Below are 23,397 nucleotides of genomic sequence, written 5' to 3'. Positions count from 1 at the left end.
GGTCAGCTCTTCACCGCCATCATCATCATCGAATGGAACGCCTTGACGATCGCCGTGTTGAGCTCGAAGGACCGGCGCACCTCGCCGGCCTTCAGCAACTGGTCTTCCAGCACGACCGAGTTCTTGGACGGCATGACAACGCCGTCATCTTCCTGCGGCTTGATGGTGAAGCCGGCATTGGTCGCTGCATTGCCGAGATGGCCGGCCTGGGTGGCCTGCAGCGATACGGCGGCGCGGTCGAGCACCTTTTCGAATGGCTCGACGTCGTTTGCCGTATAGCCCGGCGTGTTGGCATTGGCGATGTTGCCGGCCACGGCCGACTGGCGCACGGCCAGCCATTGCGCTTGCTTGGCGGCGAGGTCGAAAAGGGAAACGGGCTCCATGGGAATCTCCGAGCAGGTACCCAGAGACTAGGCCGCCAGTCTTGCGCGGGCCTTGCGGATGGCCGGAAGCCGGAGATCGTTTATCTGGACAGTTCGATCACCTGGTCGGCACTGGTGACCATGACCCATTTGCCGTTGCGCTGCTCGATGGAGGATACCTTGCTGGAATCCGGCAGTATCGAGCCGCGCTGGACCATCCAGAGGCCAGCGTCGTCCTGGATCATGGCGCGGCCGTTGGCGACATGAACCATGCGGAATTTCGCCGCGTCGGCCGGAAACGGTTGCTCGTCGGATGCGGCTGCGGGATCGGCATCATCCCGCACCGTCCCCGTGGCAAGAAGATCGAGATTGGCCGCGGGAACGTCCTTTGCCGTCAGCGGCGCGCTGCGTTCGGCGACCACGCCGCCGCCCGCTCGCCCGGAATTGGAGCCTGTGCCGCCGAACTTCATCGCCTGGACGCCAAACTGGTCCTGGTTGAAGAAGATATACCAGGGGAACAGGGCGCAGATCAGGCCGAGCGCGATGCCGAGCGCGGCAATGACGAAATCGCTGCGTCGGTCGGACTTCTTGTCCAGTCGGGGAAACGGCGCCTTTGGCGGCTGCGGCCATTCGGTGCGCGGGAACAGGCCGTCGATCAGCGATTCCCGGCTGGCCTGCGTCATCTCGGCAGCCACCGCCTGGGGAGCCCGGGACAGAGCGGGTTCGACGGGCCTGGCCAGATCAGGATCGGCTTTGCCAGCCCGTGGCAGGATTGGCTTGACGGCTCTGGCCAGAACGGCCTCGGCTTTGGCCGCGATGGCACGGGCGGCCTTTGCTTTGGCAGTTCTCGCCGTGTCAGCCTCTGCCTGCTGCGCGGCATTGGCCTCGGCGATCATGTCGCGCAGGATGCGCTCGGTGTATTCGCGTTCAGTCTCCGGCATCGGCGTTCAGCTTGCTCTTGAGGTGGCGGGCGAGATCGGAGAACGGGTCGGCTGAGGGGCGATCCTTCGGCCCTTGCGTCAGCGCTTCATAGATCAGCGGCACCTGGCGCACGGCGATGTCGAGTTCGGCATCGACGCCGCCCTGATAGGCCCCGAGCAAGCGGATATCGCGCGTGTCCTCGAAGCGCGAGATCATCGACTTCAGCCTTGTCACCAGCGCGCGCTGTTCGACGCTCCAGGCCTTTCCGGCCAACCGCGATATGGACGACAGCGGATTGACGGGGGGATAGCGACCCTGTTCGGCGATCGTGCGGTCGAGCACGACATGGCCGTCGAGGATGCCGCGCACGGAATCGGCGACCGGGTCGTTGTGATCGTCGCCGTCGACCAGTACGGAAATGATGGCGGTGATCGATCCCTTGCCTTCCGTACCCGGCCCGGCGCGTTCGAGCAGCTTGGGCAATTCGGTGAACACCGAGGCCGGATAACCGCGGGCGACCGGCGGCTCGCCGGTTCCCGTCGCCACCTCACGCAAGGCATGAGCGAAGCGGGTGATCGAATCCAGCACCAGCAAAACGCGATGCCCCTGGTCGCGAAAATGCTCGGCGACGCGCATGGCGGTGTCCGGCGCACGCCGGCGCATCATGGCGCTTTCGTCGCTGGTGGCGACGACGGCGATGGTCTTGGCCATGCTGTCGCCGATCGTGTCCTCGAGGAATTCACGGACTTCCCGGCCGCGTTCGCCGATGAGCGCCACCACGACGGTATCGAATGCGTCGGCTCCGGCGAGCATGGCGAGCAGCGTCGACTTGCCGACGCCGGAGCCGGCAAAGATGCCGAGGCGCTGGCCGAAGCAGAGCGGCGTGAAGATATCGATGACCTTGACGCCGGTCATGAAGGCAGTGCCGACGCGTTGCCGCGCCATGGCGCCCGGCGTCGTCTGGGCGCCGCGCGATGTGTCGTCTCCCCGGGCGAGCGGCGGGCCACCATCGATCGCCCTGGTGAGTGCGTCGATGGTGCGGCCGCGCCATGAGGCATGCGGTGCCACCACAAGCGGACCGCGGCGGAACACGGCATCACCGATGCCGGAATCGGCGCTGCGTTCGAAGGGTGCCACGACGGCCTCGTCGCGGCCGATCTTGACGATCTCGCCGCGGCGCGCACCGGCATGGCCGGGCTGCTCGACGATGTCACCCAGCCTTGCGAAGCCGGAAAGGCCGTGCACCTTGTAGTGCGTGGGCGTGACTTCGATGACGCGGCCGCCGCGCTTGAGCAGTGCCTCGGCGTCGGCGAAACGCCGCCAGACCCGTTCCAGGGCGGCAAGCCGGTCTTCCGGTGCCGGCTGGAGTTGTCTTTCGAGTGCCCGCAGGGATGGCTGGTCGAGCGACATGGACTATTTCGAGCCGAGCGTCTTGATCGCCTCGTCGGTGGACGAGTCGGTCTGGCGCATCAGGGCGGCCGTGTTCTCGAAGGCGCGCTGGACCATGATCAACCTGGTGATCTCCAGCACCGGATTGACATTGGACTCTTCGAGAAAACCTTGGGCAACGCCGATATCGGAGCGATCGGTGACAGGCTCCGGGGTGCGTGCCGGAACAATGCCGGAATTGCCATAGCGGACGAAGTTCGCGCCTGGATCGAAATTGTAGAGGCCGATCGATCCGACAAGCTGATCGTTCTGGCGCAACGAACCATCGGCCCCGGCCTTGGGCGGACCGTTGCGAGGGTCAAGCTGGATCGGCGAGCCGCCGGCATCGAGCACCGGGTGGCCTTCGATCGACATCAGTTCGCCGTTCTCGTTCATCGAAAAACGGCCGTCGCGGGTCATGACGGTGCCGACCGGCGTCTCTATAGCGAACCAGGCATCGCCCTGGATGGCGAAATCGAAGGGATTTCCGGTCTCGCTCAAGGCACCGTGGGCGCCGGAAAGGTAGGTCTTGCCCGGGGAGGCGAATGACACCGATTTCTGCCCGGTGCCAGAGACGACGTCCTCGAACTTCACGCCGGTGGCGCGAAAGCCGATCGTGGAGGCGTTGGCGACGTTGTCGGCGATGGTGTCGAGGCGCCGCTCGAGCGCGATCTGCGATGAAAGAGCGACGTACAGGCTGTCCCGCATGATGGTCTCAGAACCTCAGTTTCTGCATGGCCATCATCAGGTCGGTGGAGATGCCGACGGTGAGTGGCTGGGCAAACAGCACGCTGACCGAGGTGACGGCCGATGAAGTCGGGTTGTTGATCTCGTACATGCTGGTGAAGCGCGTCAGGAACTTGCCGAGTTTCTCGGGGTCGGAGAAATCCGAAATGTCGAGTTTCTGCTCGAACAGCTGCGCCTGCTTGTCGACATCGGCGGTGGCGAAGGAATCGGGCAGGCCGAGCACGGTGCGCACGACACTGGCAAGCGCAGTGTCGGCCAGCACGTCATACCAACTGGTGATGGTTGGGGCCTTGCGATCGAAATAAAGCGCCAGCCGCACGCCCTGGTTGGTCTGGCCGGCATCCTCTTCGAGGGTCTGGCGCATGTATTTGTCGACGGTCGGCTGCTGCGCCGGATTGATGGTGGTGGCCGCTTCGCCATATTGTTCGAAGTTGAAGGCGGCGGCCAGCCCGGCATAGGCCTTGTTAGTCATCTTGTTGGCGACGCTGTCGGCGTCGCGAATGCCACCGGCAAGAACGTTGCGGATGAGGTCCTTGCTTTCCGTCGCCGGGTCCAGTCCGTAGGCCGAGAGCACGTAGTTGTACAATCGGCTGTTGGCCATCAGGTCGTCGATGGATTTCACGTTCGTGACGTTGGCAAGGTAGTACGCGGTCTCCGACTTGATGTAGTCCGCATTCGGCGCGATCAGGCCAAGCGCCGACTCCGTCGTATAGATTTTCGGCGTGTCTTTCTGCACTTCGTCGCGCGACGTTGTCTGATCGCCATATTGGGCAAAGTTGAAGGCCGTGACGAAGTTGGCGTACCGTTTATCCGTCAGCTTGTTTGCTGGGCTGTCGGGGTCGCTGACGCCGCCCTCGAGCATTGTGCGGATCTGCTGCGGCGGTTCGGTTGACGCATCAAGTCCGTAGGAAGCCATGGCGAAGGTGAGCAGGCGCTTGTCCGCCATGAGGTTGTCGATCGACGTCACCTTGGAAATGTTTGCCGCGTAATAATCGGCCTCGCCCTTGATATATTGCGCGCTTGGCTCGACCAATGTCAGTCCGGCTCCGGCCATGTATCCTTTCGGCACCGCCTGCTGGACATCGTCGCGCATGGTCGTCTGATCGCCATACTGGGCGAAGTCGAAGGCTGCGACGAATTTGGCGTAGCTCTTGTCGGGCAGTTTGTTGGCGGGACTGTCGGGATCGCTGACGCCACCTTCGAGCATCGCCTTGACGGTTGCGGCAGGTTCGGTTGCGGCGTCGAGTCCGAAAGCGGCCATCGCATATGTCAGCAGGCGGCTGTCGCCCATCAGGTCGTCGACCGATTTAACCTTGGCGATGTTGGTGACGTAGTAGGCGGTTTCGCTCTGGTAGTAAGGGAGCCCCTTCTGCGAGGCGCCGATCTGGACTTGCAGCGCATAGTTGCTGGTCACCAGTTGCTGCGCCTTGTTGTAGACAGTCGTACTGGTGCCGTTGGCGGCGAAATTGAAGGCCCTGACGAATTCGGCGTAACGCTTGTCGGTCAGCTTGTTGGCGAAGCTGTTGGGATCGGAGACGCCTTCCTTGAGTGCCTTGACCATGAAGGCCTTGGCGTAAGCCATGTCCTCGAGCCCGTAGGCCTTCATGGCATATTTGAACAAACGGTCATTCTTGACGAAATCGTCGATCGATTTCACCTTGGTGATGTTGTCCAGATAATACTTGGTGTCGCGATCAACCACGGGCTGCTGCTCGATCCTGTCGATCGACTTTGAAATGTCCCTGGTGATGAGCTGGTAGCTGGTAAAGGTATTAAGCAAAGAGGTGCCTCCGGCCGAAGCTATGCCGGGACAATACCCCTACTTCCTTGCGCGAAACTGAATCGTCTCCGACGCCTTCGATTCAAGCCTCACACAAGGCACGGGGGCTATCCCTAGCTCCTGATGTGAAATGCGGAAGGACCTGTCGTGGGCATTCTGATTGGACTGGTGGTAACGCTCGGCTGCGTCCTTGGCGGCTTCATGGCCATGGGCGGCCATCTTCACGTGCTGATCCAGCCCTGGGAGGCAGTGATCATCTGTGGTGCGGCTTTTGGCACCTTCCTCGTCGCCAATCCGATGAAGACGGTCAAGGATACCGGCAAGGGCATTCTCGAAGCTTTCAAGCAGGCGGTGCCGAAGGAACAGGACTATCTCGAAACGCTCGGCGTGCTGCACTCGCTGATGCGCGAGCTGCGCTCGAAATCCCGCAGCGAGGTCGAGGCGCATATCGACAATCCGGAAGAGTCGGCGATTTTCCAGGCGTTCCCAACCGTGCTGCATAACCACGATCTGACGCATTTCATCTGCGACTACTGCCGCATCATCATCATCGGCAATGCCCGCTCGCACGAGATCGAGGCGCTGATGGACGAAGAAATCCAGACCATCAGGTCCGACAAGATGAAGGCCTATCACGCGATGGTGGCGGTGGGCGATGGCCTGCCGGCGCTCGGCATCGTCGCCGCCGTGCTCGGCGTGGTCAAGGCGATGGGCGCGCTCGACCAGTCGCCGGAAATTCTCGGCGGTTTGATTGGTGCCGCACTTGTCGGAACGTTCCTCGGCATCTTCCTGTCCTATTCGGTGGTCGGACCGGTCGCCACCAAGATCAAGACAGTGCGCGAGAAGAAGAACCGCCTCTATATCATCGTCAAGCAGACGCTGTTGGCCTACATGAACGGCGCGCTGCCGCAGGTGGCGATCGAGTTCGGCCGCAAGACCATCTCGTCCTATGAACGGCCGACGATCGACGCGGTCGAGCAGAGCACGATGAATACCGGCACCGTCGAAAAGAAGGCCGCCTGAACGATGCGCGACAGATCGGTCCCGGCACTGTCATGACCAGCCTGGGCAGTCCAGCGGAAGCGCGCTCGCTGATCATCGAGCGTCTGGTCGGCGACAGCGGCGAGGCCGCGCAGGTCATCGACGCAGGCCGCGCCATGGCCGAACGCGCCGTGCCGCTGCTGCAGAAAACCCTGACCAGCGAGTTTGGCGTTCCGGTCGTCGTCGATCTCAAAGCGATCGAGGTCAGCCGCGTTCCCGAGGCGCGTTCGCGTGCCGGCGACACGTTTGCGATGACCGTGATCGGCTCGTCGGCGTCCTCCGATGCGATGACCCTGGTAATCGATGCTCCGGCGATCGCCATCATGGTCTGCACGCTGTTCGGCGGCGACCCGGATCTGCCGGCATCGCCGATCGAACGCGATCTGTCGCAAATCGAAATCGATGTTTCGACCATGCTGTTCCAGCAGGTCGCACAGGCCCTCAACGGATCGGGAAAGCGTTCGCTCGACCTGCGCCTGCCCGCGCCGCGGGCAATGTCGGGCACCGAGGCGAAGCGGTACGTGCTGCGCGATGGCGCGGCAATCCGCATCGTGCTTGGCATCTCGACGCCGGCCGACAGTGGCACCGTGACGGTGACGATGCCGCAGCGCGTCGTGCTGGCCAGCCGCGACGGAGCCGTGCCTGTCAGCGACGACGATCACGGCCCCAGCTGGCGCGCCCGCTTCTCGGAAGAGGTGATGCGCTCCACCGTGGCGCTCGAGGCCACGATGCCGCTGGCGCGGCTGACGCTCGGCGACCTCGCCGGTTTCGAAATCGGCGACGTCATCGAATTCGAGGAAACGGCCCAGTCCCAGGCGCGTCTCAGCGCACGGGGCAAGACGCTGTTCGTATGCGAGTTCGGCAAACTGGGACAGAATTACACCGTCCGGATCAGGCAACCTTACGATGCCGGGCAGGACTTTATCGACGGGCTGATGCCGGCTGCCGCCGGACGCGCCTGAGCATTTGGAGACGATCATGGCCAAAACCAAGGCGGAAGCCGACCTCGACCAGCCGGACGAGCAACTCGACCGTGCCATCGAAGAATTGCGCGGGGTCCTGCATGAAGAGGAGCAACGCCCCGATGCGGCGTTCAGGGCGGCCTCGTCGGCCAATTCGAGCGTGATCATGAACATCCCCGTCGATGTCCAGATCATCCTCGGCAGCACCGAGATGCCGGTCTCCGATCTGATGGCGCTGCAAAAAGGGTCGACCGTGGCGCTCAATCGCCGCATCGGCGAACCTGTCGACGTCGTGGTCAACGGCCGAAAGATCGCGCGCGGCGAGATCACCGTTCTGGAAAGCGATCCTTCGCGCTTCGGCATCAGGCTGACCGAAATCATCGCCGGCACGAAGGGCGCCTAGACATGGTTTGCGGGGCTTGCCGGTGGCAGCGGAGGCGAGTGGCATGACGACGCCGGTGACCTTGACCCGCGCGCAGAAGGCGGCCGCCATACTTGTGGCGATGGGCAAGCCGTCGGCCAGCCGCCTGCTGAAATTCTTCAAGCAGGAAGAACTGAAGGCCCTGATCGAGGGCGCCCGGCTGCTGCGGACGATTCCGCAAAGCGATCTTGAGCGCATTGTCGCTGAGTTCGAGGCCGAATTCACCGAAGGGGCGGGATTGCTCGATTCCGCCGACAGGATGGACACCATCCTCAACGAATCGCTCTCGCCCGAAGAGATGAGCGCGATCATGGGCGACAGGAAATTCGAGGTCGCACCGGAAGGCCCGCCGCCGATCTGGCCCGAGCTCGAAAAGCTCGAACCGGCGCGGCTTGGCGCCTTCCTGGCCGGTGAGCATCCGCAGACCGCGGCCATGGTGTTGTCGAAGCTGGCGCCGCAGGTGGCGGCGAGCGTGCTGCTGACACTGACCAAGCCGATGCGTGGAGAAATCATCAAGCGCATGGTGACGATGGCCAATGTTCCCGACGCTGCCGCCAGGATCGTCGAAAACCGGCTGCGCACCAGTGTGCTGGCCGAAACCTCGACCAAGGATACCTCGGCCGGACAGGCGCGTGTCGCCAGCGTCCTCAACGAACTCGACAAGCCGCTGCTCGAGGAGGTGATGCAGGATCTGGAAGCCGCCGGCACGCCTGATCTCGACGGCGTGCGAGCCCGGCTGTTTGCTTTCGACGATCTGCCGCTGCTCACCCAGAAAGCGCGGGTGCTGCTGTTCGACGGGCTATCGACGGAGCTGGTCACGCTGGCCTTGCGTGGCACGTCGGCCGCACTTGCGGAATCGGTGCTGTCGGCCATCGGCGCCCGCTCGCGGCGCATGATCGAAGCCGAACTCGGGCAGGGCTCGGACGGGATCCCCCTCGCCGACATCATGGCGGCCCGCAAGACGATCGTCACGACGACGATCCGGCTGTCGCGCGAAGGCGCCTTCGAACTCCCCTCGACCCAAGACGCCGCCTAGGACCGCGCCATGGCTGACGCGGTCGACAAGGATTCGAAAACCGAAGAGGCGACGGAAAAGAAGATCCGAGACACCATCGAACAGGGCAAGCTGCCCCATTCGCGGGAGACAGCGCTCTTTGCCTCGTTCGTTGCCATACTGGTGTTCACCGTCTTCTACGCCAAGGATGCGATCATCGATCTCGGCATGTTCCTGTCGATGTTCCTGGAGAAGCCGGAAGCCTGGCCGATGGACACCGAGACCGACGTCATCGCGCTTTACAAGATCGTCCTGCTCGAGGTCGGCCGCGCCGTCCTGAGCTTGATGGTGCTGCTGACCGTCGCCGGCGTCGGCGCCTCGGTGTTCCAGAACATGCCGCAATTCGTATGCGAGCGGGTCCGGCCGCAACTCTCGCGCATTTCGATCGCCAAGGGTTGGAACAGGCTGTTCGGCATCCAGGGTTGGGTCGAGTTCCTGAAGTCACTCGGCAAGGTCGGGTTTGCCATCGTCGTGCTGAGTTTCACCCTGTCGGAAGACCACCGCAAGCTGCTCGCCGGGATGATCACCAATCCGGTCGCCTTCGGTCTCGTCATCCGCGGCATCGCCGTCGACATCCTGGTGGCCATCGTCTTCGTCATGGGGCTGATCGCGGCAGTCGACATCGTCTGGTCGCGCTTCCACTGGAAGCAGGATCTGCGCATGAGCAAGCAGGAGGTCAAGGACGAGTTCAAACAGTCCGAGGGCGACCCGATCGTCAAGTCGCGGCTGCGCTCCCTGGCGCGCGACCGGGCGCGCAAACGGATGATGACGGCGGTGCCGCGCGCGACGCTGATCATCGCCAACCCGACGCACTTCTCGATCGCGCTGAAATATGTGCGCGACGAGGACTCGGCGCCCATGGTGCTGGCCAAGGGCCAGGATCTGGTGGCGCTCAAGATCCGCGAGATCGCGCGGGAACACAACATCCCGGTCTTCGAGGACGTGGCGCTCGCCCGCTCCATGTACAAGCAAGTTTCGGTCGATAATGTGATCCCGTCACAATTCTACCAGGCCGTCGCCGAACTGGTGCGGATCGTCTACTCGAAAAAGGCTGAGCGCAGACAGATTTCATGAACCGGCAACCGCACGCAAAATCCCGCGAGATCATCGTCGCCAGCGCCATCGAGCAGGTGGTGGGCGAACTGAGGCTGATCGATGTCGCCGACTACATCGCCTTTATCCGGCTGGAGCATTTCGCGTGCCTGTCGGACCTGGTCGATTCAGCGGTTGAGTTGTTCTTCATGCCGGGCACTCTGCGGCTCGGCCATGGTGGTGAGGCGCATGTCGACTGGAGCGGCAGCCCGCGCATCGTGCTCGATCTGGAACTGAGGCCGCCCGGCGTCACCGTCTATTTCCAGCTGACGCTGAGCGAGCTCGGCGCGTCGGTGGCGGTCAACTACGTATCGTTCGAGAAGCCGGGCGAAGACCCGGAGCGCAACACGGCGCTGCTCGAAGCGGTGATCGAAGAGGCGCGTATCCGCAAGGTCGAGCCGCTGGCCTATCGCTGACCGTCGGTCGCTTTCGAAGCGCTGCCGAATTCCCCTATTCGATCAAGCCCAGCCGCAGCGCCTTGGCAACGGCCTGGTTGCGATTGACGGCGTTGAGCTTCTGGGTCGATTGGGTCAGATACTGGTTGGCGGTGTGCACCGACAGTTTCAGGAGTCGCGCGATCTCCTCGCTGGTGTTGCCGTTGGCGGTCAGCTTCAGGCATTCGAGTTCGCGCTTGGAGATTGCACGCATGCGGCCGGCATCGCCCGGACGGATGCGGGCGACGGCGGCGAACAGCGAAAAGCAGCGGGCGTGTATTTCGTAGAGCGCATCCTGCTGCAAGGTCATCTCCGAGCCCAGGAACACGACAAGACCGCATTGGCCGCGGTCGGCGTGCACGGGAAAAGCGATGCCGCTGGTTCCGGGCACCAGCGCCGCCATCCGCTCGGTCCAGGCGAAATCGCCAAACAGCTCCGCCGTGGCAGGGACGCCGTCATCCGTCCACCAGCGCGGTTCGGTCGAGATGCGGGTGTGGCGCACGATCTCCTCGCCGTTGGCGCCTGAGATGAACTTGGTCGCCACCGCAATGCCGGGATAATCGGAATCGAAGCATGGCACGAGCCGCGCCCGCTCGGGCGAGGGGCTTACGAAGAAGAGGCCGAAAGCCGAGGCATTCATGTCAACGGCGATCCAGCGGCAGCGGCGCACGGCATCGGGAATGGTGACCGCGTGATGGGTTTCGGAGCCAAGGGTGAAGGCCCCGAACGGGTTGCGCTGCTCGTTGAAAAGGGCTTCGGCCGTTTCCTTGATATCGGCGTGTTTCAAATGATGCCGCTCCTGATCGCCGTGGCGATGGCCATCGCGCGGTTGCTGGCCGCGAATTTCTGGATGGCGTGGGTGATGTAGCTGTTGACGGTGTTGGACGAGACGCCAAGGATGACGGCGACCTCGTCGGTGGTCTTGCCTTCGGAAACCCAGAACAGGCATTCGCGCTCGCGATCCGACAACGGGTCCTGCATGGCGGCGGCGGCAATCAGTTGCGGGATGTGCGAGAGCGCGTAGCAGCATTTCAGCTGCGCGCGCATCAGCGCCGGCTGGTCGATGCTGCCGGCGGTCGCCGCAGAGAACAGGGCAAACAGGCGCTGGCGGCCGACATTGAGGCGCAGCGAATAGATCTCGGCATGGCCGAGCACGTCGAGAAGGCGGGCTTCCTCGCCGGTGACCAATCCGTCTGCCTCTGGTGCTTGAGATGCCACCAGCGGCTGTGGGCGGATGCCTGGCGCGACGGTGAGCGCGCCTTGCGCAAGCCCGGCGATCAATCGCTTGCCGATCAGCTCGATGGCATCGAAAATCCAGTTGGAGGAGACGATGCGCGCATCGTTGCGGTCCTGGTCGTGGACGATGGCGACCAACATGTAGCTGTCGGCGCCGATCTCGGCGGTCAATTGCATGAAAAAGCTGGTGAGATCGCCGCGCGACGTCAGGCGCGAGCCCAATGTGTCGGATTGAAGACGTGCGGCGGGACTGCTCATTCTTGTTGCTTTTGGCCGGAATCGTTTCTGCTGTCCGGATACTGGAAGCCAGCCGCCGAACCCGAATACGCATTACTTTGACGAAGACACACGCGTGGCGCAGGGCTGCACCGAACCAAATCCCGAATCCATTCAGGGAACGCGAAGCCGTCCGCGTCTGGTGCCGGAAAAGCTCCGGAACAAAAGACTTTGGGTGGTCGCCGCGCCCCCCAGGACCGGCTGATTCGGGTCTAATCTACCCGCAGTTGAATCTGACATCAAACGCGATTTGACAAAATCGAATCCGGTGGACTCATGTGCGACTCACAAGTCGGTTTTCGCGCCCTGGACAGAAGACCGGGACGCGAAAATCTTCGCCGGCCACCTCGGCGGCTGGTCGATTTCGCCAGGGTCGGGAGCATTGGACAGACGGGCGCGCCGGTTGCTGTGCCGAAGACTGGTGCCTTGGCCCGATAGTGGGAGCCGGGCGATGTTGCCGCCCGGTCCCGGTGGTCCTTTGCTTATGCCTGTCGTTGTCCCAAAACCGCCAGATGCTCCTGGACGACAGGCATTTACCGATCCTCGAACCCGGTCAGCACGCCGACCGCGTTGATGCCGATCTCCTCGACGGCATAGCCGCCTTCCATGATGAACAGCGTCGGCAGGCCGAGCCTGGCGATGCGGCGGCCGATCTTGGGATAATCAGACGTCTTCAGCTTGAACTGGCTGATCGGGTCCTTCTCGAACGTATCGACACCCAGCGAGACGATGACGACATCCGGTGCATAAGCGGCGAGCCTGCCGCAGGCATCCTCGAGCGAGGCGTTCCATGCATCCCAGTCGGTGCCGAAGGGCATCGGATAATTGATGTTGAAGCCTTCGCCGGCACCCGCGCCGCGTTCGTCGGCATGGCCGAGGAAGAACGGGTACTCGACCATCGGATCGCCATGCAGATTGAGCACCTGGACGTCGGCACGGTCGTAGAAGATCTCCTGCGTACCGTTGCCGTGATGGTAGTCGACATCGAGGATCGAGATGCGTTTGGCGCCGTGGTCGCGGAACCATTGCGCGGCGACAGCGGCGTTGTTGATGTAGCAATAGCCGCCCATGAAGCCAGCCCCGGCATGGTGGCCGGGCGGACGGCAGAGCGCGAAGGCGGAAGCCTCGCCATCCTTGAGCAGGCCGGCGGCGGTCAGCGCTACGTCGTAGGAAGACTTGATCGCGGCCCACGTGCCTTCGACGAAAGTGGCGCCGGCATCGAAGGAATAATAGCCGAGCAGCGCGTCGACGCGCTTTGGCGGCACGTCGCCGCGCAGGCCGCGCGTCGGCCAGGTGAAGGGCATCGCCGTGCCTGTGAGGCCTGCTTCCAGCCATTGCGGCCAGACCGTCGGGAGAAAGTCGATATAGTCTGATTTGTGGATGCGCTTGGCGGCGGCGAGGTCATGTTCGTGCGGCGCGATGATGGGACCCAGTTTCTCGCTTTCGACCCGTGCCTTGATGAATTCGGCCCTCGATGGCTTTTCGAAACCCGGCACGATGGCTGATGTGACCAATTCCATTTGACCGGCATGGCCGGCGTGAAGGGGGGAGAAAACAGTCTTCATAAATTCCTCTCGAAGTGCGAAATCAGTCAAGATTCAAGATTGAGATAAGGGCTCACCAGAGCGAGCCACATTCTTTCCACATCGTCCTCGATGAGGTCGTATGTCTTGCGGTCTCTTTTCAGCCCGACAAGCCGGCAGGCGTGCCCGACGTCCATCATCAGCACGCCGAGCCGGCTGGCGATCTTGTCTTCAAGCGCCGGGTTCACATGCTGCAGCCATGCGGCGTAGAGCGCGATGATCTGCTCGTCATATTCGTTCTGGATCGGCCTGAGGTCGGCGTTGCCTGAAATGGCCTCGATCACCGGCATCAGGCTGGCGTTTTCGAGGTAGAGTCTGGACGTGTCGATGAAGAGCTTGCGCACTTCCTGCCGAAACTCTTCACGGTTGGTGGGCGGGGCGACCTTGATACGCTTGGCGATCACCTCGGGAAAGGATGACAGCCAGCGCCGGGCGAGGTCCAGAAGAATGGCTTCCTTGTTGGGAAAGTATTGGTAGATCGAACCAACCGACAAGCCTGCGCGCTGCGCAATGGCGAGCGTCGTCGGCGTCTTGGTTCCTTGCTCCCGCGTCAAGACCAGCGCTGCGTCGAGAATCCGGTCGACCACCTTGCTGGAGCGTTGTTGCCGCGGCTGTTTGCGCGGTTCGAGCGCTATCCTGGTTTTGCGGTCGAGACTGCGCTTCACCGTCCGATGTCCTCGTTCCCCGCCCGGTCTCAACATGGTGGGAGCTTGCTGTCCACGATACATTCCAGATTCGGTATGTTGACAAACGCGAATAATCAGTCGCATTCTTTATCCACGCTGCCTCTTGGGATGACAAGGGGAATTTCCAAGACAGCGCGCTGGCATTCTTTTTCGTCCCATGGCGCCGCTCCGGTGGAGTGGCAGGTCGTTGGCCAAGAGGTTGTCGGTCTCAGTCAGTCGTCAAAAGCGCGGAGTCGCGATGTCTGTCACAGGTGCAGGTCACAATGCGGATCTGATCGTCATCAATGGTCGTGTACTGACCATCGACGACGGCAATCCCACCGCCGAAGCCGTCGCCGTCAAGGACGGCGCAATCATCGCCATCGGCAGCCGCGCCTCCATCGAAGAGTTCAAGGGACCGGCCACCAAGGTAATCGACGCCAAGGGCGGCTCCGTCCTGCCGGGTTTTATCGAAGCCCACATGCATCTGTTTTCGGGCGGGGCTGAACTTGCCCACCTTCAACTCACCGGTATACATGGCTTCGAGGCGCTGCAGAAGGCGATCCGCGACTATGCGCCTACCCGGCCCGACGTGAAGATGCTGGTCGGCCAAGGCGTCGACTACACCGTGCTCGGCAGCGAGCGCGTGACGCGCCATCACCTCGACGCCATTTTGCCCGATCGTCCGTTCTGCATGGCGGCGCCAGACCATCACACCATGTGGGCCAACACCAAGGCGTTGGAAATGGCCGGCATCCTGCAGGGGCGCACGCTCGGCCCTGGCAATGAGATTGTCATGGGTGACGATGGACTGGCCGCCGGCGAATTGCGCGAAGGCGAGGCCTTTGGTCCGGTGCTCGACCTTGCCGGCGAAAGCCGGGTGCGGCTGGGGCTGTCGACCGGCGGCGAGCCGGACCCGATGCCGACGGCGGCCGAGCGGGACGCCGACCGCGACATTATGCGGCGCGGGCTCGCCTGGTGCGCCCGCCACGGCATCACCTCGATCCAGAACATGGACGGCAACCTCTACCAGCTTGAGCTGCTGGCCGAGATCGAAGCCGAGGAAGGCTTGCCCTGCCGCGTCAAAATCCCGTTCCACTACAAGAATTTCATGACGCTCGACATGCTCGACAAGGCATCTGGTATGGCCGAAAGCTACAACAGCGAATGGCTGTCGTCGGGCATGGTCAAGGTGTTCTACGACGGGGTGCTCGACTCCTGGACAGCTGTCATGGTCGAGCCATACGCCGACCGGCCCGACTGGGTGGGCGAGCCGCTGTTCACGCCGCAACAATTCATCGATCTGGCCGTCGCGGCCGACAGGCGCGGGCTGCAGATCGCCGTGCACTCGATCGGCGACGGCGCGGTGCGCGCGGTGCTGGACGGTTATGAGGCGGCGCAGAAGGCGAACGGCAAGCGCGACAGCCGTCACCGGGTCGAGCACATCGAGGTCACCACCACATCGGATGTGCCGCGTTTCGCAGAACTCGGCGTCATTGCTTCCATGCAACCGCCGCATCCGCCCGGCGCCATGGATTTTCCGCTGGAGCCGACGGTGTCGCGCATCGGGCCGGCACGCTGGCCGCTGAGCTATGCCTGGCGGACCTTGAAGGATGCCGGCGCGCATGTCGTCTTCGCATCCGATTGGCCGGTGTCGCCGATCGATCCGATCCTGGGCATTCAGGCGGCAGTGTTGCGCAAACCATGGGCAGAAAGCGACCCGGACCAGAGTTTCTCACTGCATGAAGCGATCGCCGGTTACACGATCGAGGGCGCCTACGCCGAATTCGCCGAGCACCGCAAGGGCACGCTGAGATCGGGCTACATGGCCGATCTGGTGGTTTTGTCGATGGATATCGAGAACACCGCCCCGGCCGATCTGCACAAGGTGCGGCCGGTGACGACGATTTGCGGCGGCAAGATCACCTATCAGGCCTGACTATGGCATGGGGCTTGCAGGCCTCAATGACTGACTGAACTGTGACCCAATGCCGGGCTTGCCAACCCACCGGCCATGTGGTCACATCGAACAGGGGAAGAGCTCCGCCAGCAAGAGCGGGGTCAACAGTGAGGCGTAATCGTGCCGGACAAACCGGATCGGAATGCGATTGAAGTAGTAAACGTCAGCAAAATTTTCGGATCAGGTGAGGGGCAGGTGGCTGCCCTCGACACGGTCTCGGTATCTATCCGCGAGAACGAATTCTTCACGTTGCTGGGGCCATCCGGCTGCGGCAAGACGACGTTGCTCAGGCTGATCGCCGGCTTCGATTTTCCAACCGCCGGTGAAATCCTGCTCTACGGCCAGGACATCGCGCCGCTGCCACCCTTCAAACGGCCGGTCAACACCGTTTTCCAATCCTATGCGCTGTTCCCGCACATGACGGTCGCCGACAATATCGGCTTTGGCCTGGAAATGCTGGGTAAGCCGAAGGCCGAGATCAAGGCGCGCGTCGCCGAGATGCTGAAGCTGGTCAAGATGGAGGCACTCGCCGGTCGTCGCACCAGCCAGATCTCCGGCGGCCAGCAGCAGCGCGTGGCCTTGGCCCGCGCCTTGGCACCGCAGCCGAAGGTGCTTTTGCTCGACGAGCCACTGTCGGCGCTCGACTACAAGCTGCGCAAGGAGATGCAGATCGAGTTGAAGCGGCTGCAGCACGAGACCGGCATCACCTTCATCTTCGTCACCCACGACCAGGAAGAAGCGCTGACCATGTCCGACCGCATCGCGGTCATGTCATCGGGCAAGATCCTCCAGGTCGGTTCGCCCTGGGATATCTACGACAAGCCGGCCGAACGCTTCGTCGCCGACTTTATCGGTGAAACCAACTTCCTGACGGCCGCCATCAGCGAGATGGCCAACGGCAAGGCGCGCGCCACGCTCAAGTCCGGTGCGACCATCGAGGCGACCGTGGCCCAGGGTTTCCAGCCCAAGCCCAATGCCACGGTCGTGGTTCGGCCTGAACACGCCAAGCTGACCAAGGCCAAGGGCGAACTGTCGGGGAGGGTCGATAATATCGTCTATTTCGGCACCGACACCCACATCCATGTTCATCTCGACAGCGGCGAACTCTTCACCGTACGCCAGCAGAACACGCGCAGCGCGGGCTGCGGTTTCGAGAAGGGCGACGCGGTCGGGATCCTCATCGGCAGCGATGCCGCCCAGGTCCTGAAGGACTGACGATGGCGACCGCGGAAGAAGTCGCCAAGGCAGCGGAGCGGCGAGATGTCCGTGACCGCTGGCTTTTGTCAGCACCAGCGCTGCTGGTCATTTTCCTCGCCGCGACCGGCCCTTTGCTGATCGTGCTCGTGTACTCGTTCCTGACGCCAGGCTCCTATGGCGACGTGAAGTGGCAGTTCTCGCCGGAAGCCTGGATAGCGGTGTTTCTGGAACGCGATATCTTCGACGACACGCTTTCGATCGCCGCCGCCCACGTCACCATCTTCCTGCGCTCGATCAAGCTCTCGGTGGTGACGACGATCGCCACCTTGGTGCTTGGTTTCCCGACCGCCTATTTCATGGCGACGCGCAGCGAAAAGACCCGCGATCTCTGGCTGTTCCTGATCACCATTCCGTTCTGGACCAACCTTTTGATCCGCACCTTCGCAGTGCTGCAGATCATCCGCAACGAAGGCATCATCAACACAATGCTGCTCAAGCTCGGCATCATCTCGGCGCCGATCCAGATCCTCTACACCGACACGGCGATCCTGATCGGCATGGCCTATGTCTACCTGCCGCTGATGGTGCTGCCGATCTACGCCAGCATGGAAAAGCTGGATTTCCGGCTGGTCGAGGCGGGCTACGACCTTTACGCCACGCGCTTCCAGGTGCTGCGGCGGATTATCTTTCCGATGGTCAAGCCGGGCGTCATCGCCGGCTCCATCCTGGTCTTCATTCCAGCGCTTGGCGCCTATGTGACGCCGAGCGTGCTTGGCGGCGGCAAGAACATGATGCTGTCCAACCTGATCGAATTGCAGTTCGGGCAGGGCCGCAACTGGCCACTCGGCTCGGCGCTGTCGATCGCCGTCATGATCATCGTCATGGTGGCGCTGCTTGCCTATGTGCGCAATGCCGGCAAGTCGGGGGTGCGTCATGGCTAAGAACTTTTCCATCAAGCACCAGCCAGGATTCAGCGCGATCGCCGCGACCTGCTTTATCGTGCTGTATCTGCCGATCATCGTGCTGGTCATCTATGCCTTCAACGCGGCGAGCTCGACCTCCGAATGGGGCGGCTTTTCGCTGAAATGGTTCCAGTCGGCATGGCAGAACACGCAGGTCGTCGATGCCACGCTGCGTTCCTTCCAGATCGGCTCCATTGCGGCGGTGCTCTCCACGATCTTTGCCACCATGGCGGCGCTCGCCACCACCCGCACCGCGTCCTATCCCGGCCTCACCTTCAAGTATGCGGCGATCAACCAGCCGCTGATGGTGCCCGAGATCGTCACCGGGGTGGCGCTGCTGATCTTCTTCTCGCGCATCAAGATCTTCACCGGTTATTCCGGCATCGGCTATCTGGTCGCCGCGCACACGGCGTTCTGCATTCCCTTTGCCTATTTGCCGATCCGGGCGCGGCTTGAGAATATGGACCTGACGCTGGAGCGTGCCGCAGCCGACCTCTACGCGACGCCCTGGAAGACGTTCCGGCGCATCACGTTGCCGCTTCTGTGGCCCGGCATCCTGGCCGGGCTGATGCTGGCCTTCGTCATCTCGCTCGACGACGTCGTCATCACCGAGTTCGTCAAATCGGGCGGCCAGGACACGCTGCCCACCTACATGCTCGGCCAGATCCGCCGCGGCATCACACCCGAGATCAACGCGATATCGACCGCCTTCCTGCTGCTCTCGGTTGCCATCGTCACGTTGTTTTTCTTCGTCAGCAGGAAACGAGACTGAACCGAAAAATGGGAGTTAAAACCATGAACTGGAAGACAACAGCAACCGCCATGGGGTTGGCGTTGCTCGCTTCGACGGGCCTGGCCCGCGCCGACGGCGTGCTCAACATCTACAATTGGGGCAACTACACCAGCCCCGACGTGATCAAGAAGTTCGAGGCCAAATACAACGTCAAGGTGACCATCACCGATTATGATTCCAACGACACCGCGCTTGCCAAGGTTCGCCAGGGCGGCACCGGCTTCGACATTGCGGTACCCTCGCAGACCTACGTGCCGATCTGGATCAAGGAAGGCCTTGTCCTGGAAACCGACCCCGGCAAGATGGAGAACTTCAAGAATGTAGCGCCCGAATGGGCCAACCCCGACTTCGATCCAGGCCGCAAATACTCGGTGCCGTGGGCGCTGGGCACGGTGGGCGTCGTCGTCAACACCGACGCCTACAAGGGACCGGCCGACAGCTGGGGCATCATCTTCAACACGCCGGACGAGCTGAAGGGCAAGGTCAACGTCGTTCCCGAGATGAATGACGTCATCTTCGCGGCGATCAAATATGTCGGCGGCCAGCAGTGCACGGACGACAAGGCGGTGCTGAAGAAGGTGCGTGACACGCTGGTCGCGGCCAAGCCGAACTGGATCGCCATGGAATACAACACCATCGAGAAGATGGGCGCCGGCGACTTCAAGGCAACCAGCGACTGGAACGGCTCGGCGCTGCGCCAGCGGCTGGCCAATCCGGCCATCCACTACAATTATCCAAAGGAAGGTTACGGCCTGTGGAGCGATAACGTGGTCGTCCTGAAGGAAGCCAAGAACGTCGACAATGCCAAGCTGTTCCAGAACTTCATCATGGATCCGGAAAACGCGGCGGGCCTGTCGGCCTTCCACCGCTATGCCAACGCCATCACCGGCTCGGACAAATACATGCCGGCCGACATGAAAGATGCGCCGGAAGTCGTCATTCCGGCCGCAGCGAAGCCACAGGGCGAATTCCAGAAGATGTGCGCGCCTGAAATCCAGGACATCTACACCAAGATCTGGACCGAACTGCAGAAGTAATCGCTGCATGACGGACCCGGCGGCACATGTCGCCGGGTCTTTCTTTTCCGGGAATGGCCTTTCATGGACTCCTATCGCAACAGCGATCCGCGGCCGCCGATCATGCAGGGCTCGCCGCCCGCCATGGTGCCGCCGAAGCTCGACTGGGACCGGCCGCCATGGAACCGCTGGGCGTTCCAGCACATCCGTGAAATTCTGCCGACCGCCGAAGTCTGGCGCGGCAACGGCCATCGCCGCCGTCTCGAACGCGCCGAGGTCGATCTTGACGGGCTGGCGGTCGAGGACAGCGAGGGCAAGCCGACGACACTCGCCGGGCTGCTCGACGAGACCTATACGGACGGTTTTCTGGTGCTCAAGGACGGCAAGATAGCCTATGAGCGCTATTTCAACGGCATGGGTGAGCGCACGCTGCACCTGTCGCAGTCGATGGCCAAGTCCGTCACCGGTTCGGTATTCGGCATACTGGTCGGGCGCCGCCTGATCGATCCGGCCAGGCCGGTCACGGATTATTTGCCGGAGCTCGGCGCCACCGGCTGGGCCGGCGCCAATGTGCAGCATGTGCTCGACATGACGAGCGGCGTGCGTTTCTCCGAGGAATATACCGACCGCTATTCCGACATCGGCCAGGTCGATGTCGCCACCGGCTGGAAGCCGGTGCCGCCGGGCAGCGATCCGGATTTTCGCTGGCCCTCGCACATGTTCGAGCTGATCCTGGGCTTGAAGGACACGATCCGCCCGCACGGGGCTCAATTCGAATACCGCTCGATCGAGACCGATGTGCTCGCCTTCATCATGGAGCGGGTGACAGGCAAACGGCTGCCGCAGCTGGTTTCGGAAGAGCTCTGGCAAAAGCTCGGCGCCGACGAAAGCGCCTGCTTCACCGTCGACAGCGCCGGCTATGCGGTGGCCGATGGCGGCTTCAATGCAACGTTGCGCGATTATGGCCGCTTCGGCCAATTGATCCTCGACAATGGTGGCGGCGTCGTGCCGGCCGGCTGGGTCGAGGACACGCGCAACGGCAGGCATGGGCCGGACTTCAGCCCCAGCCTGCCGGAGGGCAGCTATCGCAACCAGTTCTGGATCGAGGACCCGCGCTCGCGCGCACTGATGTGCCGCGGCGTGTTCGGTCAGATGATCCATATCGACTGGAACACCGGAATGGTCGTGGTGAAGCTTTCGACCTGGCCGGATTTCGCCAATGGTGCCTATTCCATAGCGACGCTGAAAGCCGTGCACGCTATCGCCACGGCACTTCGCTGAGCCTCCACAAAGAAGAAACGACCCGGAAGGAAACGCCATGACCGGCAAAACCGTGTTCAAGACCCGCTATGGCTTCCGGCGCAACCAGGTCGTGCTCGCCAATTGGCGCGAGAACCCGTTCAACCGGTGGTCGTTCCAGAATCTCGGCGAACTGGTGCCGACCGCCCGGGTGGCGGCGACGTCGGGCGTTGTCGAAATCCCCGTGCGCGATATGGGCGGCCTGCTCGGCGAGAAGGTCGCGATCGCCGGCACACCGGAGACGGTGGCTGATTTTCTCGCACGTTCGAGCACCGACGCACTGACGGTGATGAAAGGCGGCAGGATCGTCGGCGACTGGTTCGCGCCGCATATGGATTTCGGCGCCCGCCACATCATCTTTTCGATCAGCAAGTCGCTGACCGCCATCATTGCCGGCATACTGGAAGGCGAGGGGGTGTTCGACCCGGAAGCGCCGGTGACGGCCTACATCCCCGAAGCCGCCGGCTCGGCCTATGGCGATGCGAGCGTGCGGCATGTGCTCGATATGAGCGTCAGTCTCGATTTCGAGGAAGCCTATCTCGATCCGGAAAGTGCTTTCGCCCGCTATCGCCGTGCCACGCTGTGGAATCCGGGCGGCGGCACGGAGAGCCTGCGCGAATTCATCCTGACCCTGCAACGCCTTGCAGAGCCGCATGGCCAGACCTTCCGCTACCGCTCGCCGAATTCCGACCTGCTCGGCCTGCTGCTCGAGCGTGCGTCGGGCCAGCGGTTCACCGACCTGATGCGCGAGAAGCTGTGGCTGCCGCTCGGCGCTGTCAGCGAAGCCTCGATCGGCGTCGACATGGAGGGCACGGCGCGCACGGCCGGCGGCATTTCGGTGACGCCGCGCGACCTGGCGCGTGTCGGCGAGATGATGCGGCAAGGTGGCATGGCCAATGGCCGCCGCATCGTACCGGAAGCCTGGGTGCGCGACACGACCAGCACTGGCGGCAGTGCGGACGCCTGGCAGCGCGGCGCGATGCTGCCACTGTTTCCCAAGGGCCGCTACCGCAACAAATGGTACCAGACTGGACACGAGAACGGCGCCTATTGCGGCATCGGTATCCATGGCCAGTGGCTGTATGTCGATCCCAGGACCGAAGTGGTGATCGCCAAGATGTCGTCGCAGCCGCAGCCTGTCGACGATCCGCTCGATATCGAGATCGTCGCGTTCTTCGAGGCGCTCAGCCGGATAATCTAGCGCGGCTGTCCACCACATTAGCATACGCTTTCTTGTGGACCCGCTGGGCTGATCGAAGCGCGGCGGTTGGCGGGCCGGACGTCTGCGCCTATGGTCGCCGCTCTTTGGATGAGAGCAGGAACGACATGGCATCCGACATCAAGCGCATTGCAGCCATCATCGCGGCCGAGATCAGCGCGCGGCCCGAACAGGCGGCCGCGGCGATCGAACTGCTCGATGAGGGCGCGACAGTGCCGTTCGTGGCGCGCTACCGCAAGGAAGTCACCGGCGGGCTCGACGACACGCAATTGCGCGATCTTGCCGAACGCCTCGCCTATCTGCGCGAGCTCGACGCGCGCCGCGACACCATCCTTGGCTCGATCCGCGAACAGGGCAAGCTGACCGAGGAGCTTGAAGGCAAGATCGTCGCCGCCACCACCAAGGCGGAACTTGAGGACATCTACCTGCCCTACAAGCCCAAACGCCGGACCAAGGCCGAGATCGCCAGGGAGCGTGGGCTGGGGCCGCTGGCCGAAGCCATCTTGGCGAACCGCTCATTGGTGCCTGCCGAACTGGCGCTGGCCTATGTCAACGAAGAGGTGGCCGATACCAAGGCGGCGCTCGAGGGCGCGCGCGACATCCTGTCGGAACAATTCGCCGAGAATGCCGATCTGGTCGGCAAATTGCGCGGCTACATGAAGGAGCGCGCCTTCATGCGCGCCAGGGTGGTCGACGGCAAGCAGGAGGCCGGCGCGAAATTCTCCGATTATTTCGACCATGTCGAGCGTTGGGCAAATGTGCCGAGCCATCGCGCGCTGGCGATGCTGCGCGGCCGCAACGAGGAAGTGCTGTCGCTTGACATCGAGGTCGATGCCGATGACACCTCACCGGTGAAGCCGGTCGAGCGGATGATCGCCAATGCCTATGCCATCGGCGGCAGCCTTCCGGGTGACAGATGGCTGATGGAGGTGGCGGGCTGGACCTGGCG

The 23,397-nt window shown here is 62.7% G+C and carries 23 protein-coding genes; 14 read left to right on the top strand and 9 right to left on the bottom strand.

Features of this window, described 5'->3' with window-relative positions:
• Positions 1-2: 2 nt before the first annotated feature.
• From flgB to EN949_RS10365, 5 genes are all read right to left on the bottom strand, one after another.
• Positions 3-383, bottom strand: a complete 381-nt coding sequence (gene flgB, locus EN949_RS10385) for a flagellar basal body rod protein FlgB (protein WP_013529798.1) — start codon at positions 381-383, stop codon at positions 3-5.
• An 80-nt stretch (positions 384-463) separates the two neighbouring features.
• Positions 464-1,303: a hypothetical protein gene (locus EN949_RS10380; RefSeq protein ID WP_127365891.1), complete on the bottom strand. Its 840-nt coding sequence runs from the start codon at positions 1,301-1,303 to the stop codon at positions 464-466.
• A complete protein-coding gene (gene fliI, locus EN949_RS10375; protein ID WP_024502685.1) occupies positions 1,290-2,693 on the bottom strand; it encodes a flagellar protein export ATPase FliI in 1,404 nt (467 codons plus the stop codon). Before fliI ends, EN949_RS10380 begins: the two co-directional genes overlap by 14 nt.
• Positions 2,694-2,696: 3 nt before the next feature.
• Entirely contained in the window at positions 2,697-3,419 is a 723-nt protein-coding gene (gene flgF, locus EN949_RS10370; RefSeq protein WP_013529801.1) for a flagellar basal-body rod protein FlgF, read from the bottom strand.
• A 7-nt stretch (positions 3,420-3,426) separates the two neighbouring features.
• A complete protein-coding gene (locus EN949_RS10365) occupies positions 3,427-5,238 on the bottom strand; it encodes a DUF1217 domain-containing protein (RefSeq protein ID WP_127365892.1) in 1,812 nt (603 codons plus the stop codon).
• A gap of 147 nt (positions 5,239-5,385) precedes the next feature.
• Here EN949_RS10365 and motA point away from each other — a divergent pair, with 147 nt between their 5' ends.
• The 6 genes from motA to EN949_RS10335 are packed head-to-tail and all read left to right on the top strand — an operon-like array spanning position 5,386 to position 10,224.
• Complete coding sequence (gene motA, locus EN949_RS10360) at positions 5,386-6,261, top strand: flagellar motor stator protein MotA (protein ID WP_013529803.1); 876 nt, start codon at positions 5,386-5,388, stop codon at positions 6,259-6,261.
• 32 nt (positions 6,262-6,293) lie between these two features.
• Positions 6,294-7,241, top strand: coding sequence for a FliM/FliN family flagellar motor switch protein (locus EN949_RS10355; protein ID WP_127365893.1), 948 nt, complete (start codon positions 6,294-6,296; stop codon positions 7,239-7,241).
• A gap of 16 nt (positions 7,242-7,257) precedes the next feature.
• Positions 7,258-7,644 (top strand): flagellar motor switch protein FliN, encoded by a 387-nt coding sequence (gene fliN, locus EN949_RS10350; RefSeq protein ID WP_023809994.1) that lies wholly within the window; start codon positions 7,258-7,260, stop codon positions 7,642-7,644.
• 43 nt (positions 7,645-7,687) lie between these two features.
• The gene (locus EN949_RS10345) at positions 7,688-8,698 is read left to right on the top strand and encodes a flagellar motor switch protein FliG (protein ID WP_013529806.1); all 1,011 of its coding nucleotides are present in this window, start codon (positions 7,688-7,690) and stop codon (positions 8,696-8,698) included.
• 9 nt (positions 8,699-8,707) lie between these two features.
• Positions 8,708-9,790 (top strand): flagellar biosynthesis protein FlhB, encoded by a 1,083-nt coding sequence (gene flhB, locus EN949_RS10340; RefSeq protein WP_127365894.1) that lies wholly within the window; start codon positions 8,708-8,710, stop codon positions 9,788-9,790.
• On the top strand, positions 9,787-10,224 hold the full coding sequence (locus tag EN949_RS10335; RefSeq protein ID WP_024502682.1) for a hypothetical protein: 438 nt from the start codon (positions 9,787-9,789) through the stop codon (positions 10,222-10,224). Before flhB ends, EN949_RS10335 begins: the two co-directional genes overlap by 4 nt.
• 34 nt (positions 10,225-10,258) lie before the next feature.
• Here the strand turns inward: EN949_RS10335 and EN949_RS10330 are convergent, their stop codons facing one another.
• From EN949_RS10330 to EN949_RS10315, 4 genes are all read right to left on the bottom strand, one after another.
• Positions 10,259-11,029 carry a helix-turn-helix transcriptional regulator gene (locus EN949_RS10330; protein WP_027161441.1) on the bottom strand — a complete coding sequence of 257 codons (771 nt, stop codon included), beginning with the start codon at positions 11,027-11,029 and terminating at the stop codon, positions 10,259-10,261.
• Positions 11,026-11,736: a helix-turn-helix transcriptional regulator gene (locus EN949_RS10325; protein WP_024502680.1), complete on the bottom strand. Its 711-nt coding sequence runs from the start codon at positions 11,734-11,736 to the stop codon at positions 11,026-11,028. The genes EN949_RS10330 and EN949_RS10325 overlap by 4 nt, the downstream gene beginning before the upstream one ends.
• Before the next feature lie 551 nt (positions 11,737-12,287).
• Positions 12,288-13,319 carry a histone deacetylase family protein gene (locus tag EN949_RS10320; protein ID WP_127367437.1) on the bottom strand — a complete coding sequence of 344 codons (1,032 nt, stop codon included), beginning with the start codon at positions 13,317-13,319 and terminating at the stop codon, positions 12,288-12,290.
• A gap of 26 nt (positions 13,320-13,345) precedes the next feature.
• The gene (locus tag EN949_RS10315) at positions 13,346-14,107 is read right to left on the bottom strand and encodes a TetR/AcrR family transcriptional regulator (protein WP_244506862.1); all 762 of its coding nucleotides are present in this window, start codon (positions 14,105-14,107) and stop codon (positions 13,346-13,348) included.
• 154 nt (positions 14,108-14,261) lie between these two features.
• Here EN949_RS10315 and EN949_RS10310 point away from each other — a divergent pair, with 154 nt between their 5' ends.
• The 8 genes from EN949_RS10310 to EN949_RS10275 all read left to right on the top strand — a co-directional run.
• Positions 14,262-15,941: an amidohydrolase gene (locus tag EN949_RS10310; RefSeq protein ID WP_127370807.1), complete on the top strand. Its 1,680-nt coding sequence runs from the start codon at positions 14,262-14,264 to the stop codon at positions 15,939-15,941.
• Between the two features lie 141 nt (positions 15,942-16,082).
• Positions 16,083-17,177, top strand: coding sequence for an ABC transporter ATP-binding protein (locus tag EN949_RS10305; RefSeq protein WP_013529814.1), 1,095 nt, complete (start codon positions 16,083-16,085; stop codon positions 17,175-17,177).
• Positions 17,178-17,179: 2 nt separating this feature from the next.
• A complete protein-coding gene (locus EN949_RS10300; RefSeq protein WP_013529815.1) occupies positions 17,180-18,100 on the top strand; it encodes an ABC transporter permease in 921 nt (306 codons plus the stop codon).
• Entirely contained in the window at positions 18,093-18,893 is an 801-nt protein-coding gene (locus tag EN949_RS10295) for an ABC transporter permease (RefSeq protein ID WP_013529816.1), read from the top strand. Before EN949_RS10300 ends, EN949_RS10295 begins: the two co-directional genes overlap by 8 nt.
• 23 nt (positions 18,894-18,916) lie before the next feature.
• Positions 18,917-19,951 carry an extracellular solute-binding protein gene (locus EN949_RS10290; protein ID WP_013529817.1) on the top strand — a complete coding sequence of 345 codons (1,035 nt, stop codon included), beginning with the start codon at positions 18,917-18,919 and terminating at the stop codon, positions 19,949-19,951.
• Between the two features lie 63 nt (positions 19,952-20,014).
• Positions 20,015-21,211: a serine hydrolase gene (locus EN949_RS10285; RefSeq protein WP_024502675.1), complete on the top strand. Its 1,197-nt coding sequence runs from the start codon at positions 20,015-20,017 to the stop codon at positions 21,209-21,211.
• A 37-nt stretch (positions 21,212-21,248) separates the two neighbouring features.
• Positions 21,249-22,430 (top strand): serine hydrolase, encoded by a 1,182-nt coding sequence (locus EN949_RS10280; RefSeq protein WP_127366600.1) that lies wholly within the window; start codon positions 21,249-21,251, stop codon positions 22,428-22,430.
• A 125-nt stretch (positions 22,431-22,555) separates the two neighbouring features.
• Positions 22,556-23,397, top strand: an 842-nt coding sequence (locus EN949_RS10275) for a Tex-like N-terminal domain-containing protein (RefSeq protein WP_281039767.1), incomplete at its 3' end; no start/stop codon positions are given.

Source organism: Mesorhizobium sp. M7A.F.Ca.US.007.01.2.1 (assembly GCF_003998165.1).
GTDB classification, from domain to species: domain Bacteria; phylum Pseudomonadota; class Alphaproteobacteria; order Rhizobiales; family Rhizobiaceae; genus Mesorhizobium; species Mesorhizobium ciceri.
Note: the sequence above shows the minus strand (reverse complement) of the source record. Positions and strands in the feature narration are given on the sequence as shown.

Coding starts and splice junctions, on each gene's coding strand:
- flgF (WP_013529801.1), bottom strand. CDS start 3,419: ATGCGGGACAGCCTGTACGTCGCTCTTTCATCGCAGATCGCGCTCGAG.
- EN949_RS10280 (WP_127366600.1), top strand. CDS start 21,249: ATGACCGGCAAAACCGTGTTCAAGACCCGCTATGGCTTCCGGCGCAAC.
- EN949_RS10295 (WP_013529816.1), top strand. CDS start 18,093: ATGGCTAAGAACTTTTCCATCAAGCACCAGCCAGGATTCAGCGCGATC.
- fliI (WP_024502685.1), bottom strand. CDS start 2,693: ATGTCGCTCGACCAGCCATCCCTGCGGGCACTCGAAAGACAACTCCAG.
- EN949_RS10315 (WP_244506862.1), bottom strand. CDS start 14,107: ATGCGACTGATTATTCGCGTTTGTCAACATACCGAATCTGGAATGTAT.
- EN949_RS10310 (WP_127370807.1), top strand. CDS start 14,262: ATGTCTGTCACAGGTGCAGGTCACAATGCGGATCTGATCGTCATCAAT.
- flgB (WP_013529798.1), bottom strand. CDS start 383: ATGGAGCCCGTTTCCCTTTTCGACCTCGCCGCCAAGCAAGCGCAATGG.
- EN949_RS10335 (WP_024502682.1), top strand. CDS start 9,787: ATGAACCGGCAACCGCACGCAAAATCCCGCGAGATCATCGTCGCCAGC.
- flhB (WP_127365894.1), top strand. CDS start 8,708: ATGGCTGACGCGGTCGACAAGGATTCGAAAACCGAAGAGGCGACGGAA.
- EN949_RS10290 (WP_013529817.1), top strand. CDS start 18,917: ATGAACTGGAAGACAACAGCAACCGCCATGGGGTTGGCGTTGCTCGCT.
- EN949_RS10380 (WP_127365891.1), bottom strand. CDS start 1,303: ATGCCGGAGACTGAACGCGAATACACCGAGCGCATCCTGCGCGACATG.
- EN949_RS10355 (WP_127365893.1), top strand. CDS start 6,294: ATGACCAGCCTGGGCAGTCCAGCGGAAGCGCGCTCGCTGATCATCGAG.
- EN949_RS10285 (WP_024502675.1), top strand. CDS start 20,015: ATGGACTCCTATCGCAACAGCGATCCGCGGCCGCCGATCATGCAGGGC.
- EN949_RS10325 (WP_024502680.1), bottom strand. CDS start 11,736: ATGAGCAGTCCCGCCGCACGTCTTCAATCCGACACATTGGGCTCGCGC.
- EN949_RS10320 (WP_127367437.1), bottom strand. CDS start 13,319: ATGAAGACTGTTTTCTCCCCCCTTCACGCCGGCCATGCCGGTCAAATG.
- EN949_RS10300 (WP_013529815.1), top strand. CDS start 17,180: ATGGCGACCGCGGAAGAAGTCGCCAAGGCAGCGGAGCGGCGAGATGTC.
- EN949_RS10345 (WP_013529806.1), top strand. CDS start 7,688: ATGACGACGCCGGTGACCTTGACCCGCGCGCAGAAGGCGGCCGCCATA.
- fliN (WP_023809994.1), top strand. CDS start 7,258: ATGGCCAAAACCAAGGCGGAAGCCGACCTCGACCAGCCGGACGAGCAA.